11 protein-coding genes and 1 riboswitch are annotated in these 16,497 nt (G+C 67.8%); of the genes, 6 read left to right on the top strand and 5 right to left on the bottom strand.

The features are described 5' to 3' along the window. Positions 1–42: 42 nt before the first annotated feature. The 3 genes from FCU40_RS02590 (at position 43) to FCU40_RS02600 (ending at position 2,828) form a co-directional block, all read left to right on the top strand. On the top strand, positions 43–1,554 hold the full coding sequence (locus FCU40_RS02590) for an esterase-like activity of phytase family protein (protein ID WP_168072694.1): 1,512 nt from the start codon (positions 43–45) through the stop codon (positions 1,552–1,554). Between the two features lie 30 nt (positions 1,555–1,584). Next, a riboswitch (cobalamin riboswitch) is annotated at positions 1,585–1,770 on the top strand. A gap of 30 nt (positions 1,771–1,800) precedes the next feature. Beyond that, the gene (gene cobO / locus FCU40_RS02595; RefSeq protein WP_168072696.1) at positions 1,801–2,427 is read left to right on the top strand and encodes a cob(I)yrinic acid a,c-diamide adenosyltransferase; all 627 of its coding nucleotides are present in this window, start codon (positions 1,801–1,803) and stop codon (positions 2,425–2,427) included. Next, complete coding sequence (locus FCU40_RS02600) at positions 2,424–2,828, top strand: DUF1636 domain-containing protein (protein WP_168072698.1); 405 nt, start codon at positions 2,424–2,426, stop codon at positions 2,826–2,828. The genes cobO and FCU40_RS02600 overlap by 4 nt, the downstream gene beginning before the upstream one ends. On the opposite strand, the gene FCU40_RS02605 is transcribed toward FCU40_RS02600, so the two are convergent. Further along, positions 2,825–3,289: a PaaI family thioesterase gene (locus FCU40_RS02605; RefSeq protein ID WP_168072700.1), complete on the bottom strand. Its 465-nt coding sequence runs from the start codon at positions 3,287–3,289 to the stop codon at positions 2,825–2,827. The two genes, FCU40_RS02600 and FCU40_RS02605, sit on opposite strands and share 4 nt — an antisense overlap. Before the next feature lie 85 nt (positions 3,290–3,374). Here FCU40_RS02605 and FCU40_RS02610 point away from each other — a divergent pair, with 85 nt between their 5' ends. After that, a complete protein-coding gene (locus FCU40_RS02610) occupies positions 3,375–3,962 on the top strand; it encodes a TetR/AcrR family transcriptional regulator (protein ID WP_168072701.1) in 588 nt (195 codons plus the stop codon). Positions 3,963–4,034: 72 nt separating this feature from the next. Here FCU40_RS02610 and FCU40_RS02615 read toward each other — a convergent pair whose 3' ends face one another. Then, positions 4,035–6,311, bottom strand: coding sequence for a transglycosylase domain-containing protein (locus FCU40_RS02615; RefSeq protein WP_168072703.1), 2,277 nt, complete (start codon positions 6,309–6,311; stop codon positions 4,035–4,037). Positions 6,312–7,008: 697 nt separating this feature from the next. On the opposite strand from FCU40_RS02615, the gene FCU40_RS02620 reads away from it, so the two are divergent. Together FCU40_RS02620 and FCU40_RS02625 are read left to right on the top strand one after the other, a co-directional pair. Beyond that, positions 7,009–9,075, top strand: a complete 2,067-nt coding sequence (locus FCU40_RS02620; RefSeq protein ID WP_168072705.1) for a multicopper oxidase domain-containing protein — start codon at positions 7,009–7,011, stop codon at positions 9,073–9,075. Between the two features lie 124 nt (positions 9,076–9,199). Then, complete coding sequence (locus FCU40_RS02625; protein ID WP_168072707.1) at positions 9,200–10,663, top strand: lipase family protein; 1,464 nt, start codon at positions 9,200–9,202, stop codon at positions 10,661–10,663. Here the strand turns inward: FCU40_RS02625 and FCU40_RS02630 are convergent. The 3 genes from FCU40_RS02630 to FCU40_RS02640 are packed head-to-tail and all read right to left on the bottom strand — an operon-like array spanning position 10,660 to position 16,466. Further along, on the bottom strand, positions 10,660–12,081 hold the full coding sequence (locus FCU40_RS02630) for an efflux transporter outer membrane subunit (RefSeq protein WP_168072709.1): 1,422 nt from the start codon (positions 12,079–12,081) through the stop codon (positions 10,660–10,662). The genes FCU40_RS02625 and FCU40_RS02630 overlap by 4 nt on opposite strands. After that, positions 12,068–13,249, bottom strand: coding sequence for an efflux RND transporter periplasmic adaptor subunit (locus FCU40_RS02635; protein ID WP_168072711.1), 1,182 nt, complete (start codon positions 13,247–13,249; stop codon positions 12,068–12,070). Before FCU40_RS02635 ends, FCU40_RS02630 begins: the two co-directional genes overlap by 14 nt. Beyond that, the gene (locus FCU40_RS02640; protein ID WP_168072713.1) at positions 13,242–16,466 is read right to left on the bottom strand and encodes an efflux RND transporter permease subunit; all 3,225 of its coding nucleotides are present in this window, start codon (positions 16,464–16,466) and stop codon (positions 13,242–13,244) included. Before FCU40_RS02640 ends, FCU40_RS02635 begins: the two co-directional genes overlap by 8 nt. Positions 16,467–16,497: the final 31 nt, after the last annotated feature.

The following is a 16,497-nucleotide window of genomic DNA, read 5'->3' on the forward strand; positions in this document are numbered from 1 at the left end:
TGGGCGCCACGGTTCGCTATCGCTTCCAGTAGGGAATATCCGATGTCGCGCGCTCGTCTGGCTGGAATCGTCGCGGGCGCGCTCGCCCTGGGCCTCTGCGCGCCGCTGGCGACCGGGGCGGCTCTCGCCCAGGCACCAAGCTATCTGACGCCGCATCGGGACATGAGCCCGGGCGACGTCACGGTTACGTTTGGCGGCAAGACCTATGTCAACCACGGGCTGGTGGCCGTCGGCCGCGTTCCCGCCGCGACGCGGGACTTCAACGGCGACACGCTAGGCTCTTTTTCCAGCATGGCGCTGGATGTCAAGCAGTGGAAGAAGAACGCCGACGGTTCCTATTCGGGCGTCATCCAGACCCTGCCGGACCGCGGCCCCAACGACGTCGGCTCGGTCAAGGGCACGACGGACTACGCCAACCGCGTCCACATCCACGACGTCACCCTGTATGAAGGCAAGGGCTTGGTCATCGTCCCGACCGGCGGCTTCCTGCTGAAGGACCAGACTGGCCAGCCGTTCACCGGCAAGGACCCCGGCGACAACGTCATCGTCCGCGACGGTATACACTATCCGTCGCCCGCCAGCGGCGAGGGTGCGGGCAAGATCAGCCTCGACAGCGAGGGCATGGCCTATCTGCCGGACGGGAGTTTCTACGTCTCGGACGAGTACGCCGCGGGCCTTTATCTGTTCGACAAGACCGGCCTGCAGATCGGCGCGATCGAGACGGTTCCGGCGCTGAAGCCGATCACCAACGGCGTGCTGAACTTCAACGCCGAAAAGCCGCCGACCACCGGTCGCCGCAACAACCAAGGCCTGGAGGCGGTGGCGGTCAGCCCCGACGGGACGCGCCTGATCACCATCCTGCAGAGCGCCACGATCCAGGACTCCGGCGAAGGCAAGGCCACGCGCAACAACACGCGGATCCTGGTCTACGATATCTCGAAGACCCGCACGCCCAAGACGCCGATCGGCGACTACGTGCTGCAACTGCCCGTCGTCCGTGAGAATGGCGATGGCGGGCCGGCTAATGGCACGGCGGCGCAGTCCGAGATGCTGGCCCTGAGCGGCGATCGCTTCCTGGTGCTGTCGCGCGACAGCAATGGTCGAGGCCGCGAGGACGGACGAGGGACGGTGTTCAAGTCGATCCTGCTGGTGGATGTGTCGGCCGCGACCAACCTGGCGGGCGCGCCCTATGACCAGGACGTCAAGCCGGTGGCCAAGGACGGCGTCCTGAACGCCAATATCAAGCCGGCCGCCCAGGCCGAGCTGGTCAACATCCTCAACCCAGTGCAACTCGCCCGGTTCGGCCAGAACCTGGACACCAAGCCTTCGACCCCGACCAGCCTGCCCGAAAAGCTGGAGGCCATGGCCCTGGCGCCGGCGTTGGATCCGGCCGCGCCGCGAGACGTCTTCCTGTTCGTCGGCAGCGACAACGACTTCCAGACCGCGAAAGGCCGCGTCAACGGCGTCGACTTCGACGCGTCGCTGAAGGGCGAAGGCGGGGTCGGCGACAACGACAGCCTGATCCTCGTCTACCGCCTGACGCTGCCCAACTGACGCACGACGCTTGACCCTCCCGCCAGGCGCGCCTACGCGGGAGGGGAAGGCATGGAGGCCGCAAGGCCTCCGGGAACGCGGTGACAATCCGCGGCTGCCCCCGCAACTGTGATCGTCCGTCGATCGTCGCGGCACACGCCACTGGGAGAGATCCTGGGAAGGCGCCGCGACAGGAGGGCGTAAGCCAGGAGACCGGCCTTCGTCACATCAACGCTTGCCGGCGGGGTGTCCGGCGAAGGACGGACGATGAACGAAGCACCGCTGGACGAGGCTGAAAAGAACGCGCGTCATAACGCCAGGATGAAGGCCATCCAGGCGGCTCGGGCCAAGCTGATGGCCGAGAAGAACATCGAGAAGGGATTGCTCATCGTCCACACCGGGGCGGGCAAGGGCAAGACGACGGCGGCCTTGGGCATGGCCTGCCGCGCCATCGGGCACGGCCATCGGGTCAGCATCATCCAGTTCATCAAGGGCGCGATGACCACCGGCGAAAAGGTGGTGTTCGACGCCTTCGCCGATCAGGTCGAGTTTCGGCCGATGGGCGAGGGCTTCACCTGGGACACCCAGGACCGCGCCCGCGACATCGCCGTGGCCCGCGAGGCCTGGGAGGTTATCAAGGCCCGCATCCTCGATCCCGACGACTGGGACATGGTCATCGCCGACGAACTGAACATCATCCTGCGCTACGACTACCTGCCGCTGGCCGAGGTGCTGGAGGTCGTGACCGCGCGGCCAGAGGGCAAGCACGTGGTGATCACCGGCCGCAACGCGCCGGACGCGCTGATCGAGGCCGCCGACCTCGTCACCGAGATGGCCCAGGTCAAGCACCCGTTCCGCGCCGGCGTGAAGGCTCAGGCGGGGATCGAGTTTTGAGCGTCCTGCGCGAGGCCGAGGACGGCCCGGCGGTGGTGGTCTGCAACACCTGCCGCGTCTCCGCCGAGGCGCGCGAGACGCCCGATGGCGCGCGAGGCGGGGCGCTGCTCGCCGCCGCCCTGCGCGAGGCGGCGGCGGGTACGGGCGTGGCGGTGCAGGAGATGCCGTGCCTGTTCAACTGCGGCCAGCACTGCTCGATCCATCTGCGAGCGCCGGGCAAGATCGGCTATGTCCTGGGCCGGTTCGAACCGACGGCGGAGGCCGCGCGGGCGATCATCGACTACGCCGTGGCCTATGCCGCCAGCGACGAGGGCGTGGTGCCCTACCGTCAGTGGCCAGAGGGCGTGAAGGGCCACTTCATCGTCCGCGTGCCGCCGGCGGGGAAGCTCGTGGCGGATTAGGTCAGTCCCTCCACGGCCGCCCGCTCGACCGGCCATTGATCGAAGGGCGTCACGATCTGCTGGGCCGTTGCTTCGGCGATCAGCATTCCATCCTTGCGGCGGAATTCAGCTCGCGCGGTGATCAGCCGCCGCGTCTGGGCCACCACCCGGGCCTCTATGGCCAGCGGACCGTCACGCCCGACCTTCAGGAAGTTCATCTGCAGGTTCACTGTCCGATACAGCTGGTCGCCGGGCACGACGGTCATGGCCGCGAAGGCAAGGATCTGATCCGCCAGCGCCGCCAGATAGCCGCCGAAAAGCGAGCCATCCGCCGTGGCCAGTTCCGGGACGGGTCGCCACGTCTTTCGCACCCAGCCTTCTCCCCAATCGTCGATCAGGCCCAGTCGAAGGGTCTCGACGATCGGGGGCGGGTTCGCCGTTCCCGCCTTCAGCGCGTCGAGCCGGTCGGTCGCCCAGGTCATGCCATGCCTCCATGAAGTCGCCGGGGAAGGCTAGGGGAGACGCCCGCGCTCTGTTACTCGACTTTCCTAGGGACGGAGGGCCGCGATGAGCGCCGTTGAAAACATGCGGAAAATGCCGCGTCAAAGCCGCGCGCGGGACACCGTCGAGGTCGTGCTGGAGGCGGCGGCTCAGGTTCTGGAGATGTCCGGCGAGGCTGGGTTCAACACCAACGCCGTCGCCGAGCGGGCAGGGGTCAGCATCGGCGCCCTCTATCGCTATTTCCCCGACAAGGCCGCCATCCTGCGCGCTCTGGCCCTACGCGAGACCGAGGCGCATCGCGATGCTGTCTTGGCGGTGGTCGAAGGCGAGCGGGGCGAGGTCGCCAGGGATCGCGCCATCATCAGGACCTTCGTCGGCGCCTTCGCTGGGCGGACGAGAGCCCGGCGGATCGCCGTCTCGGCGCTGTTGGCGCGGGCTGACCACGCCGAACTGGCTGAGCGCTTCGCGGCGGCGGAGGCGGGCCTGACCGACGCCCAGGGACGTTCTCTGACCCGCGTCCAGGCTTTCGTTCTCTCGCGCGCGGTGCATGGCGCCATGCGAGCCGCCGTGCTGGAGGGCGTCGATTTCCTCGAGAGCCAGGCGCTCGAGGACGAACTGGTGCGGCTCAGCCGCGCCTACCTCGCCGCGCTCTAATCCAAGGGCTCTAAATCAAATACCTAGAGCGTGACTCGCGCCGAAACCGGTTCCCACTTTCGGCGTCACGCTCTAGGGGCGCGGCGCGGTCGGGCTAGCGGGCGCGGATGGAGCCGGCGGGGGCTGGGGAACGCCGCTGTTTGGCGCGGCGTCCGGCGTCGGCGGCGTCGGGATCGCCGCGCCGCCTGGAAGCTCGCCGTCCTCGGGGCCAAGGCCCAGGTCCGCCAGAGGGTCCTCGACCGGCGCGACGGGAGCCGGGCGATTCAGGGCGGCCAGCATGAAGGCCTTCCAGATCTTGGCCGGTTCGCCGCCGCCGACCACGCCGTTCATAGGGCTGTTGTCGTCGTTGCCGACCCAGACGCCGACCACCAGGTCGTCGACGTAACCGACGAACAGGGCGTCGTGATAGTTCTGGGTGGTGCCCGTCTTGCCGAACGCGCCGTCGATGGCGGCTTCCAGACCGGTGCCGCGGTGGGTGGCCGAGCGCAACAGGTCGCGCATTCCGGTCAGCACCTTGGGGTCATAGGCCGTGGTCTTCGGCGCCTTGAAGGTGTCCAGGGCGTGCGGGACGATCGGATACTGGCCCGCGGCGATCGAGGCGTAGGCGGCCGTCAGGCGCGTCAGGCTCATCGGACCGGTGCCCAGCGCCATGGTCAGGTCGGTCGGGATCTCCTCGGTCACGCCCAGGGCGCGGGCGACCTTGATCACCTTGGCGGGACCAAGGTCGTGGGCCAGGCGGACGGCGGCCACGTTCGACGAGGCGGCGAAGGCGGTGATCAGCGGCACTTCGCGGCCGTGATACTTGCCCTCGTGGTTCTTGGGCATGTAGCCGCTGACCTCGACCGGGGTGTCCAAGATCGGGCTGGTCGTGGTCATGCCCGACTGCAGGGCGGCTAGATAGACGAACAGCTTGAAGGACGAACCCGGCTGGCGCGCGCCGTCGGCGCGGTTGAACTGGCTCTTGCCGTAGTCGCGACCGCCGACCATCGCCACGACGCGCCCGTCCTTGCGCATCGCCACCAGGGCGCCCTGGGTGATGTTCAGCACCTTGCCGTCGCGCTGGATGAAGTCGTTCAGGATCCGCTCGGCCTTTTCCTGCATCTTCGGGTCGAGGGTGGTCTTGACGATGGTCTCGCCGTAGCGGGCGCCGATCGCGGCGCGGGCCTGGGGCAAGGCCCAGTCGGCGAAGTAGGAACCGGTGGGCAGCTTGTCGTCTTCCGAGATCGGCGAGACATCGTCAACGGCGGCGGCCTGGGCCTGGGTGATGGTTCCGGTCTCGACCATGGCGGCCAGCACCACGCGCATCCGCTCGCGCGCGCCCTCCAGGTTGGCGGTCGGGGCCAGGCGGGAGGGCGCCTTGACCAAGCCGGCCAGCATGGCGGCCTCGCCGATCGAGAGCTGTTCTGGAGGCTTGCCGAAATAGTGGCGGGCCGCGGCGCGCAGGCCAAAGGCGCCGTCGCCGAAATAGACCGATGACAGATAGCGAGACAGGATCTCGGTCTTGCTGAGGCGGGCCTCCAGATAGACCGCGATCAGGGCCTCCTGGGCTTTGCGGCGCAGGTTGCGGTCGCTGGACAGGAAGGCGTTCTTGGCTAGCTGCTGGGTGATGGTCGAGCCGCCTTCCGACACGCCGCCAGCCTTGGCGTTTTTGCCGAGCGCGCGGGCGATGGCCTTCGGGTCGACGCCCATGTGGCTGTAGAAGCGGCGGTCCTCGATGGCGATGAAGGCGCCGGGCACGTAGGCCGGCAGCTTCGTAGCGTCGATCGGGGCGTCCTTCAGCGCGCCGCGCTTGGCGATCGGCGAGCCGTCCTCGGCCACCAGCACGATGGCCGAATTGTTCAGCGGCTCCAGCGCCCGGCTCAGCGGCAACGACCAGAACAGCGAGGCGATCAGCACGACGACCAGCGCTATGGCGACGGCAGGCGCGATTAGCCAGGCGGGCTGTTTCCAGAACGGCTTCTTGGCAGGCTTGGCGGTCTCGGTCGGTTCGGCCGGCGAGAGCGCGGCTTCGGGGACCGTCTCGACCGCTTCGGGGAGCTCGACCTCGGCTTCGACGGGCGGCGCGTCTTGGACCAGCGCCTCGGGCTCGGGCGCGTCGGACGCTGGGGGCGAGACCGCTTCGACCTCGGCGTCTGGCGCGTCGGCGGGAGCGGGGACGACGGTCGGCTTGGCGGCGCGCGGCTTGCGCGGGCGCTTGGGCGCGGGTGTTTCGGCTGCCTTGGCGTCTGGGGCGGGCTCGGCGCCCTCCGCAACGGGCGGAGCGACCTTGGGCTTTCGGGGCTTGCGAGGCTTGGGCGCCGGCTCCGGCGCTTCAGGTTGGCCGTCGTTGGGATCGTTCGGATCGGACATGGGCGGGCGCTCACTTCGGGCGCAGGCCCTACTGACCGTTGGGCTCATACCACAAGGCTTTGGCAAGCCAAGGGCGCGGAGCGGGAAGTTTTTCCGCGCGCGCCCCTTGAACGGCGTTATGTCGACCCCAAGTGGACAGGCGTGAGGCCAGGGGCCTCTGCCCCTCCCGGGGGCGTTTCCTCCCCAACTTGCTCAGCCCGGCCGATCGCCGGGCTTTTTCTTTGCCCGATACGCCGCAAGACGAGTCTGGGGTTTAACGGTGACTTTCAATCGCATGACGGCAAGGCGCTCCCATCGAACGCTCGCGACCGGGGGCGGCTGGATGGCGGCCCGCGTCGGCTCAGTCCGCGTGTTCACCGAATGGGTGCCGTCCGCCGTGCTTGGGCAAGCCAATCGGCCGTCATCGTCAGGGCATCGAACACTCCAAGGGCGCGGTGATCGCCGGTGCGGCTGATCATTGGCCTTCCGCCGCGGCGGCGTTCATCACGTCTCACGCTGAAAAATGTCATCGCGGTAGCGCGTGATCGCAAGGAGCGACTTTCCAAACAGCGTTCGATAAGCGATGTTCGCCCTTAGGGGGAAGGATTGATATATTCAATCCACGGATGTCTCTGTTCCGCGCCGGCCGCGCTGGACGGCGGCCCAATGAGTGTCGTTCGCGTCCCGTATTTCGTCCGATCCGGAAAGGCCAAACGCCATGAACCGACGTCATGCCTATGTCCTGGGCGTCGCCGCGATCGCCCTGCTGGCCGCGGCCTCCGCCCAGGCCGCCGAGAAGAAGGCCGAGGCGTCGCCCAAACCCGATCCGGCCGCCGTCAACCGCAGCTTCGCCAACCCGTTGGCCGCGCGGCCCGAGGTCGAGAAACAGAACCCTCCGCGTCTGAGCGTCATGGCGCAGCCCACCCTGGTGGAAAGCGCTTTGCAGGCCGGCGATAGCTATGTCGATCCCCGCGACACGATCCGATATCGCTTTTCGATCGAGTTCACCGACGGCCAGATCTACAACCCCTGGACCCTTTCCAACGACAAGGTGCGCCTGCGCTCCTATCGCGGAAGCCAGATCGATCCCAACACGCCGTTCCTGGCCCCGACCATCACCATGCGGCCTGGCCAGACGGTGCGCATCAGCCTGAAGAACAACCTTTATGACGTTGGCCCGGATGGCAAAAAGCTGCCCCCGGGGCCGTGCAAGCATGACGAGGTCAATGTCCCGCACTGCTTCAACGAGACCAATCTACACTCGCACGGCTTGTGGGTCTCCCCGACCGGTAACAGCGACAATGTGCTGATCTCGATCAATCCGGGCGTGACGTTCGACTACGAGTACAACGTCCCGGCCGATCACCCGGCGGGCACCTTCTGGTACCACCCGCACAAGCACGGCTCGACCGCGCTGCAGGTGTCCAGCGGCATGGACGGGGCGCTGATCATCAAGGACGATCGCGTGCCGACCGCCACGACGCCGGGCGATCTCGACATCCTGCTGACCGACGAGGCCAACCGCGCTATCGCCGACAAGGTGCTGCTGTTCCAGCAGGTTCAGTATGCCTGCTTCGACGACAAGAGCCAGATCGAGACCAATGGCGGCAAGCAGCCCTGGGTGTGCAAGCCCGGTCAGGTGGGCGAGATCCGCAACTACAGCCAGCAGTTCTCGCCGCAGTCGACCTGGCAGAATTCCGGTCGGTTCACCTCGATCAATGGCGTCGTGCAGCCGGCGATCACGGGCCTGAAGGCTGGACGCTTCGAGCGCTGGCGGCTTGTCCACGGCGGCGTGCGCGAGGCGGTGTTCTTCACGATCTATCCGCAAAAGGCCGGAGCGCCTGATTTCAGAAAGGTTCCGGCCGCCGACCAGGCGGCGTGGATGAATAAGTACTGCGACGCGACCAAGCCCGTGCCGCTGTGGGAGGTGGCGCTGGACGGTCTGACCCGTTCGGACGCGCGCAAGGCCGGGATCAGCCATCTGGAGCCGGGCTATCGGGCCGATCTGGTGGTCAACTTCCCCGCGGCGGGGGCCTATTGCGTGGTGGACGCCGCGTCATCGGCCGGCAGCAGTCCCACGCAACAGGCTGAAAATGCGCGCATCCTCGCCATCGCCCAGGTGGACGACGATCCGTCGACCAAGGGCGTGGACACCGAGGCGGCTCTGAAGGCCATGATGGTCGCGGCGGCGAAGCGCAATATTCCCGCGGGGACCGTCCAGGATCAGGTGGTGGCCGACCTGAACAGTGGGCTCAAGCTCTCCAAGTTCGTCTGGCACAAGACCATCGACCAGACCGAACTGACCGCGCCGCCGCAGGAACTGGTGTTCAATATCGACGTCAACGCCAAGCCGACCAAGTTCGAGGTCAACGGTCAGCCCTATGACCCCGGCCGCATCGACCGGCCGCTGATCCTGGGGGACGTCCAGGAATGGCATCTGACCTCGGCCTTCGTCGGCCACCCGTTCCACATCCACGTCAATCCGTTCCAGATCGTCTCGGTGAAGAACAAGGCCGGTTTCGACGTCACCAATCCGATCGACAAGGCCAATTACGATCCCGACTATGACGGTGTGATCGGCCAGTGGAAGGACACGCTGTTCGTCAAGCAGGACTACCACATCGTCACCCGCACCCGTTACGAGCGCTACATCGGCGAGTTCGTCCTGCACTGCCACATCCTGGACCACGAGGATCAGGGCATGATGCAGAACGTCTTGATCGGCGTGCCGGACGGCTATGGCGGCATCGCCACGGCCCATGGTCCCGCGGAGCATCACCACTAGATGCATTTTCCGATAGGTGTGAAACGGCTATCGGATCGAAAAATTCTCTAAACTCTTGATTTGCAGACCTTTTCTCCGATCTGATTGGATCAATCGGATCGGAAGGGGCTCCAGGGAGGCGCCGGTGGCGGAGGACGCGAAGCCCGAGGCTGGAGGAGGCGCTGAAGCGGCGGCGCTACCCCCCGAGCCGCCGAAAGGCGCCCGGCAGGCCGTGGTGCTGATCCACGGCATGGGCGAGCAGATCCCGATGGAGACGCTGAAGAGCTTCGTCCAGACGATCTGGAAAACCGACGATGCAGTGGTGTTCGAGGACGCCAAGGGCCGGAAGTACGACGGCATTTGGAGCAAGCCCGACGTTCGCACCGGTTCTCTGGAGCTCCGCCGCTTCACGACCCAGAGAAGCCGCGACAGTCGGGCGTTTCCCGATGGGGTTCAGACGGACTTCTATGAGCTCTATTGGGCGGACCTGACCGCGGGATCGACTTGGGAGCAGTTCACGGGCTGGGTGCGGGGCCTGCTGTTTCGCACGTGGTCGACCACGCCAAGGGACGTGCGACTGGCCTGGCTTGGCCTGTGGGGGCTGACCATCGTCTTCCTGCTGCTGGGGGCGGTCGGTCTTGTGCCCGACGCGCGGTGGCGCGCATGGTTTCCGGATCTTCCCCAGAAATGGGCGCTGGCGGCCGCGGCGGCCATTCCGGTCGCCTTGCAGATGTTCGCGCGCAAGACCTTCGGCCGGGTGGTTCGCTATACCCGCGCCGACCCGGACAACATCGCCGCGCGGGCGGCCGTGCGGGAGCGCGGGCTCAAGCTTTTGCGGGCGCTGCACGCCAATGACGACTATGCGCGCGTGGTCGTCGTCGGGCATAGCCTGGGAACGATCCTGGCCTATGACCTCGTCGGCTATTTCTGGGCCGAGCAGGCGCGCGCTCGCCGCGTCACGGTCGGCTCCACGGCGTTCGAGGCCCTCGCGCGGGTCGAGGAAACCGGCGCGGACCTGTCGGAGCACAAGGATGATCCCGTCCGGCGAGCGGTGTTCATCGCCGCCCAGACCGATCTGAGGCGCGCGCTCGTCGCGCGAAGCGGCCCGGGCTCGGAGCCCGACGCGCGCTGGCTGATCAGCGACCTGGTCACCCTGGGCAGCCCGCTCACCCATGCCGAGTTCCTGTTGGCCAAGGGGAAGGGGGACCTGCGGCGGCGGCAGCGGGAGCGGGAGATGCCGACCTCTCCGCCCGAACGCGAGACCCTGTCCGTCTCCGCGTCCCGGAAGGCGGGGGCCGTGGGGCTGAACCGTCCGACCCACATCGTCTATCAGCCCGACCCCAGGGGCGCGCCCGACCTCTGGAGCTTGCACCACGCCGCGCCGTTCGCGGTGGTGCGCTGGACCAATGTCCATGATCCGGCCCATTGGGTGGTGATGGGGGACCAGATCAGCGGTCCGCTGCGCGAAGCGTTCGGACCGGGCGTCGTCGACATCGACCTCTCGACTAAGGGCAAGCTGGCCGGCTTTACACACACCCGCTACTGGGACGCCGACACGGGCGAGCGTCTGATCGCGGTCCGGCGCGCCGTCAATCTGCTGGACGATTAGCGCTTCAGACTCTCGGCCGAGAAACCGCCGCCGAGCGCTCGCACCAGATCGACGCTGGCTTGCAGGCGGCGGGTCTCCAGCGACAGGGCCGCGCGTTGAGCCTGAAGCGTCGCGGTCTGGGCGGTGACGACCTCCAGATAGCTGGCCGCGCCCTGGCGATAACGGGTTAGGGCCAAGGTCTCGGTGCGCTGGGCGGAGTCGACGGCGTCTGTCTGATCCTTAGCCTCCTCGGCGAGGCGATTGGAGAGGGCCAGTTGATCCTCGACGTTCTGGAACGCGCCCAGCACGACGCCGCGATAGTTGGCGGCGGCCTGGTCGAACGCGGCGCGGGCCGCGATGACGCCGGCCTTGCGACGGCCGCCGTCGAAGATCGGGCCGGCCAACTGCGGGGCGATCATCCAGTAGGTATTCGGCGAGGCGAGCAGGGCCACCTTGCCGGCCGATTGCCAGCCCGCCGCGCCGCCCAGGGTCAGGGCTGGGAAGCGGGCGGCCTGGGCCACGCCGACCTGAGCATTGGCGGCGGCCGCCCGGCGCTCGGCGGCGGCGATGTCTGGGCGGCGCTGCAGCAGGGCCGAGGGCAGGGTGACGGGTATCGTCGGCGGCTTCAGGCGTGTCGCCAGGGGCGGCAGGTTGAAACTCGAGGCGGGCTCGCCCACCAAGACGGCGATGGCGTGCTCGTAGAGCGCCCGCTGGGCCGCGACATCCGAGATCTGAGCCTTGGCGGTCGAGAGCTGGTTCTGGGCCCGGCCGACGTCCAGTCCCGAAGACGCGCCGCCGTCGTGGCGGATGGTGGTGAGTTTCAAAGCCCGATCGTAGGCGTCGGCCGTGTCGGCCAACAGCTTCGACTGCGCGTCGAGTCCTCGGAGCGCCAGATAGGCGTCGGCCAACTGGGCTTGAAGGCTCAGGCGGACATTGGCCAGGTCGGCGTCGCTGGCCTGGGCCTGGTCGCGCGCCGCCCGGGCCTGGGCGCGGACGCGGCCCCAAAGGTCCAGCTCGTAGGACGTGCTGGCCCCGAGCTGAATATTTGAATAGTCGTCCGGACCGCCCACGCGCAGCGGCGTGTTGTCCGAGCGGTGGTAGCGCGCGCCGGTCCCCGCGCCCGTGATCTCGGGCAGGAACGCGGCCCTGGCCTGGGCGGCCAGCGCGTCGGCCTGGTCGTGGGCGGCGACGGCGGCGGCCAGGGTGGCGTTGGCCTTTTCGGCGCGCGCCTCCAGGTCGTCCAGAACCGGATCGCCATAGGCGCTCCACCAGGCGCCGCGCGGTTCGGCGTCGGCGGGCGCGGCCGGAGTCCAGGGGCCGATCTCCTTGAAGGCGGCCGGCGTCTCCACCTTCGGGGGGGCGTAGGCCGGCGCGGCGGCGCAGGCGCCGAGCGTCAGGCACGCCAGGATCGCCGCGATCGCGGTCTCAGCCCTTGGCATTCGCCGCGCCTCCCTTGGCGGGCGCGCTGGTCACGCGCACCAGATCGCCGTCGGCCAGGGACTCGGGCGGGTTGTTGACCACCTTGTCGCCCGCCTGGACGCCCGCGCCGATCTCGATCTCGGTCCCGAGATCGCGCTGGATCTTTACCGGCCGCAGGTGGACGTGGCTGTCGGGGCCGACCACGGCGACCGCCGGAGTGTCGTGCAGGTACATCAGCGCGGTCGCCGGCAAGGTGGTTGCCATCGGGGCGGAGGGCAGCTTGAAGGCGACCTGGGCGTAGCCGCCGGGCTTCAGCTTGCCGTCGGGATTGTCCAGCTGCAGCTCGACCAGCATGGCGCCGTTGGCGGCCACGGCCTGGGCGTCGTTGACGACCACGGCCTTGAAGGTCTGGCCGGGATATTCCGGCAGCGACAGAGCGGCGGTCAGGCCGCGACGGATCAGCGCCGAATTGTTCTGCGGCACGCTGACATAGACGCGAAGCTTCTTCTGGTCGGCCACCGTGAACAGCGCCGTGTCGGCCGCCCCGCCGACCGAGATCAGTTGGCCGATATCGGTGTTGCGGGCCGTGACCACGCCGTCGAATGGCGCGGTGATCCGCTTGAACGACTGCTGGGCCAACAGGCGGTCAAGGTCCGCGCGCGCGGCGTTGACGGCCGAGTTGCGGGCGGCCAAGTCGCCCATTTTCTCGTCGGCTTCCTGGCGCGAGACGGCGTCCTGGGCGACCAGGCCCTCCCAGCGCTTGGCCGTGATCGACGACAGGCGCTGGTTGGCCTGGGCGGTGGCCAGGTTGGCGCGGGCTTGCAGGACCTGCTGGTCGAGGTCCGGCGTGTCGATCTCGGCCAGCAGCTGGCCCGCCTTCACCGGCGCGCCGAGATCGACGTACCAGCGCTTCAGATAGCCGCTGACGCGGGCGTGGATCGGGGCGTTGTAGAAGGCCTGCAACTGGCCGGGCAGGACGAGATCCCGCGCGCCGCCGCCCTTCACCGGGGCCAGGCCGACGGTCGGGATGGCCTGGGCTCGGTTCCAAGCCTTCAGCGACTGGTCGGCCTGGACGCGGGTGACGACGCCCGCGGCGACGACCGCGACGGCTACGCAGGCCGCGCCGGCGCCGATCAGCTTGAGACGGCGGGACGGCTTGGGAGTCGAGACGGAAGCGGTCTCAGGCATGGGACTCTCCGAGGAGCGGGCCGTCCGTGTTCGGAGCGGGCGCGCTGTGCACGGCCTTGCGCCCGTGGGCGAGGCGGAAAACGACGGGAACGAAGAACAGGGTGGCGATGGTGGCGCAGATCAGCCCGCCGATGACGGCCCGGCCCAGCGGCGCGTTCTGTTCGCCGCCTTCGCCCAGGCCCAGCGCCATGGGCGCCATGCCGATGATCATGGCCAGGGCCGTCATCAGCACTGGGCGGAAACGCGTGAACCCGGCCTCGATCGCCGCTTGCAGCGGGTCGCCGGTGGCGTCCAGCCGTTCGCGGGCGAAGCTGATCACCAGGATCGAATTGGCCGTGGCCACGCCCATGCACATGATGGCGCCGGTCAGGGCGGGCACCGATAGGGGCGTGCCGGTGGCGAACAGCATCCAGACGATGCCGGCCAGGGCGGCGGGCAGGGCGGTGATGATCACGAACGGGTCCAGCCATGATTGGAAGTTCACGACGATCAGCAGGTAGATCAGCACGATCGCCGCGATCAGGCCGAAGATCAGGCCCGAGAACGCGGTGTTCATGGTCACCATCTGGCCGCGCAGGTTCACCGTCGCGCCCTTCGGACGCTCGGCGGCCAGGTCCTTGAGCACCTTTTCGATGTCGGCGCTGACCGCGCCCAGGTCGCGGCCCTGGGTCGTGGCGTAGATGTCGAGCACCGGCTGGATGTCATAGTGGCTCACCACGGCCGGCGCGCTATCGCGTCGGATCACGCCCAGGCCGCCCAGGATCTGGGTGTCCTTGCCGGCGCCCGTGATGGGGATGTTCTCCAGGTCCGCCAGCGAGTTCATCCGGTATTCCGGCACCTGGGCGACGATCGGATAGGACACGCCGTTCTTGGGGTTCAGCCAGAAGGTCGGCGAGACCTGCGAACTGCCGGCCAGGGAGGCCACGACGCTATTGGTCACGTCGCGCTCGTTCAGGCCCAACTGCGCCATGCGCGAGCGGTCGACGTCGACGCGAAGCTGCGGCGCGCCGGCGGGCTGCTGAAGACGCAGGTCCGCCAGGCCCTGGATGCCGCGCAGGCGGCGCATGATCTTCTCGGCATAGGCGCGGTTGGCCTGGGCGTTCGGCCCCGCGATCTGGAGATCGATCGGCGCCGGGGCGCCGAAGTTCAGGATCTGGCTGATGATGTCGGCCGGCAGGAACGAGAAGGTCGTCCCGGGGAACTGGCGCGGCAGTTCCTCGCGCAGGCGCTTGACGTAGGCGGCGGTCGGGTGGTGCTCGGGCTTGAGGCTGACGAAGATGTCGCCGTCCTGCGGTCCGATCAGGCCCGAGTTGCTGTAGACCATGTTGATGGCGCTGTTCGGGATGCCGATGTTGTCGACCATCGAGTTCAGCTCGTCGGGCGGCACGACTTGGCGGATCGCGTCCTGCACGCGACCGAACAGCAGCGAGGCGTCGTCCAGGCGCGTGCCCACGGGCGCGCGGACGTGCAGGGTGATCTGGCCCGCGTCCACCGATGGGAAGAAATTGCGGCCCAGCATCGGAACCAGGGCGAACGACACCACGATGATGGCCAGGAAGCCGAGGATGAACACGCGACTGGAGCCCAGCGCCATCCGCAGCAAGTCGCGATAGCCTTCGCGCACCTGGCCGAAGCTGGTTTCGAAAGCGCGTTGGAAGCGGACCAGCGGATTACGCGACGGCGCGCCGGCGTGACCGTGCTCGGCCTCGTGCTCGTAGTCCAGGCGCTCGGGCGTATGGGGCTTGAGCAGATACATCGCCAGGGTCGGGACCAGGGTCCGCGACAGGATGAACGACGCGATCATCGCGAAGACCACAGCCTCGGCCATCGGCACGAACAGGAAGCCGGCCACGCCCTTCAGCATGAACATCGGCACGAAAACGATGCAGATGCAGAGCAGCGAGACGAAGGCGGGGACGACGATCTGCTGGGCGCCGTCCAGAATGGAAGTGCGGACGTCCTTGCCGTGCTCCAGGTGCCAGTTGATGTTCTCGATCGTCACCGTGGCGTCGTCGACCAGGATGCCGACGGCCAGGGCCAAGCCGCCCAGGGTCATGATGTTCATCGTCTGACCGATGGCGGTCAGGGCGGCGATGGCCGCCAAAATGGCCAGTGGGATCGAGACGGCGATGATCACGGTCGAGCGCCAGCTGCCCAGGAACAGCAGGATCATCAGGCTGGTCAGGGCCGCGGCGATGACGCCTTCCCGCACGACGCCCGAGATCGCGCCCTTCACGAACAGCGACTGGTCGTTCAGCGGGGTGATCTTGAATTCGTCGGGCAGGGTTTCCTTGATGCCCGGCAGGCGGTCCTTGATGCCCTGCACGATGGCCAGGGTCGAGGCCGAGCCGTTCTTCAGGATCGTCGACAGCACCGCGCGCTGCCCATCGACGTGAACGACGTTGGTCTGGGGCGGGGCGCCGTCGCGAACGGTGGCGACGTCGCGGATATAGACCGTGGCGCCGCTGGCGACCTTGATCGGCAGATTGTTGAGCTCCTCGATCGTCTGGGCCGCGTCGTTGAGTTGGACGTTGTACTGGAACGTGCCGATCTTGACCGTGCCAGCGGGCAGGATCTGGTTCTGGGCGGCGATGGCGTTGGAGACGTCCTGCGCCGAAAGGCCCTTCGACTGCAGCGCCACGGGGTCCAGGTCGATCTGGATCTGGCGCACCTTGCCGCCATAGGGATAGGGGATCGCCGCCCCCGGAACGCTGATCAGGCCGGGCCGCACGACGGTCTGCGACAGGTCGAACAGCTTCTGTTCCGACAGGCCCTTCCCCGACTGGGCCAACTGCAGGATCGGCACCGTGGCGGCGCTGTAGTTGATGATCAGCGGTGGGGTCGTGCCAGCGGGCATCTGCTTGACCGCGGTCTGGGAGATCGAGGTCACCTGGGCCGTCGCCGTGCGGATGTCGACGCCGGGCTGGAAGTAGATCTTCACGACGCCGATGCCGGGCAGCGACTGGCTTTCGATGTGGTCGATGTCGTTGACCGTCGTCGACAGCACCCGCTCATAGGGTGTGACGATGCGGCCGGCCATTTCGTTCGGCGACAGGCCGGCGTACTGCCAGGCCACCCCGATGACGGGCACCTTGATCTCGGGGAAGATGTCGGTCGGAGCGCCAAGGGCGGCCAGCACGCCGAAGATCGTGATCAGCAGCGCCATGACGATGAACGTATAGGGGCGCTGCAGGGCGATACGGACGAGAGCGTTCAAAGCGGACCGGCTCCGATTTCCGGAAAACTGC

Origin of the sequence: Caulobacter sp. SSI4214 (genome assembly GCF_012184455.1) — a bacterium.
GTDB lineage: Bacteria > Pseudomonadota > Alphaproteobacteria > Caulobacterales > Caulobacteraceae > Caulobacter > Caulobacter vibrioides_E.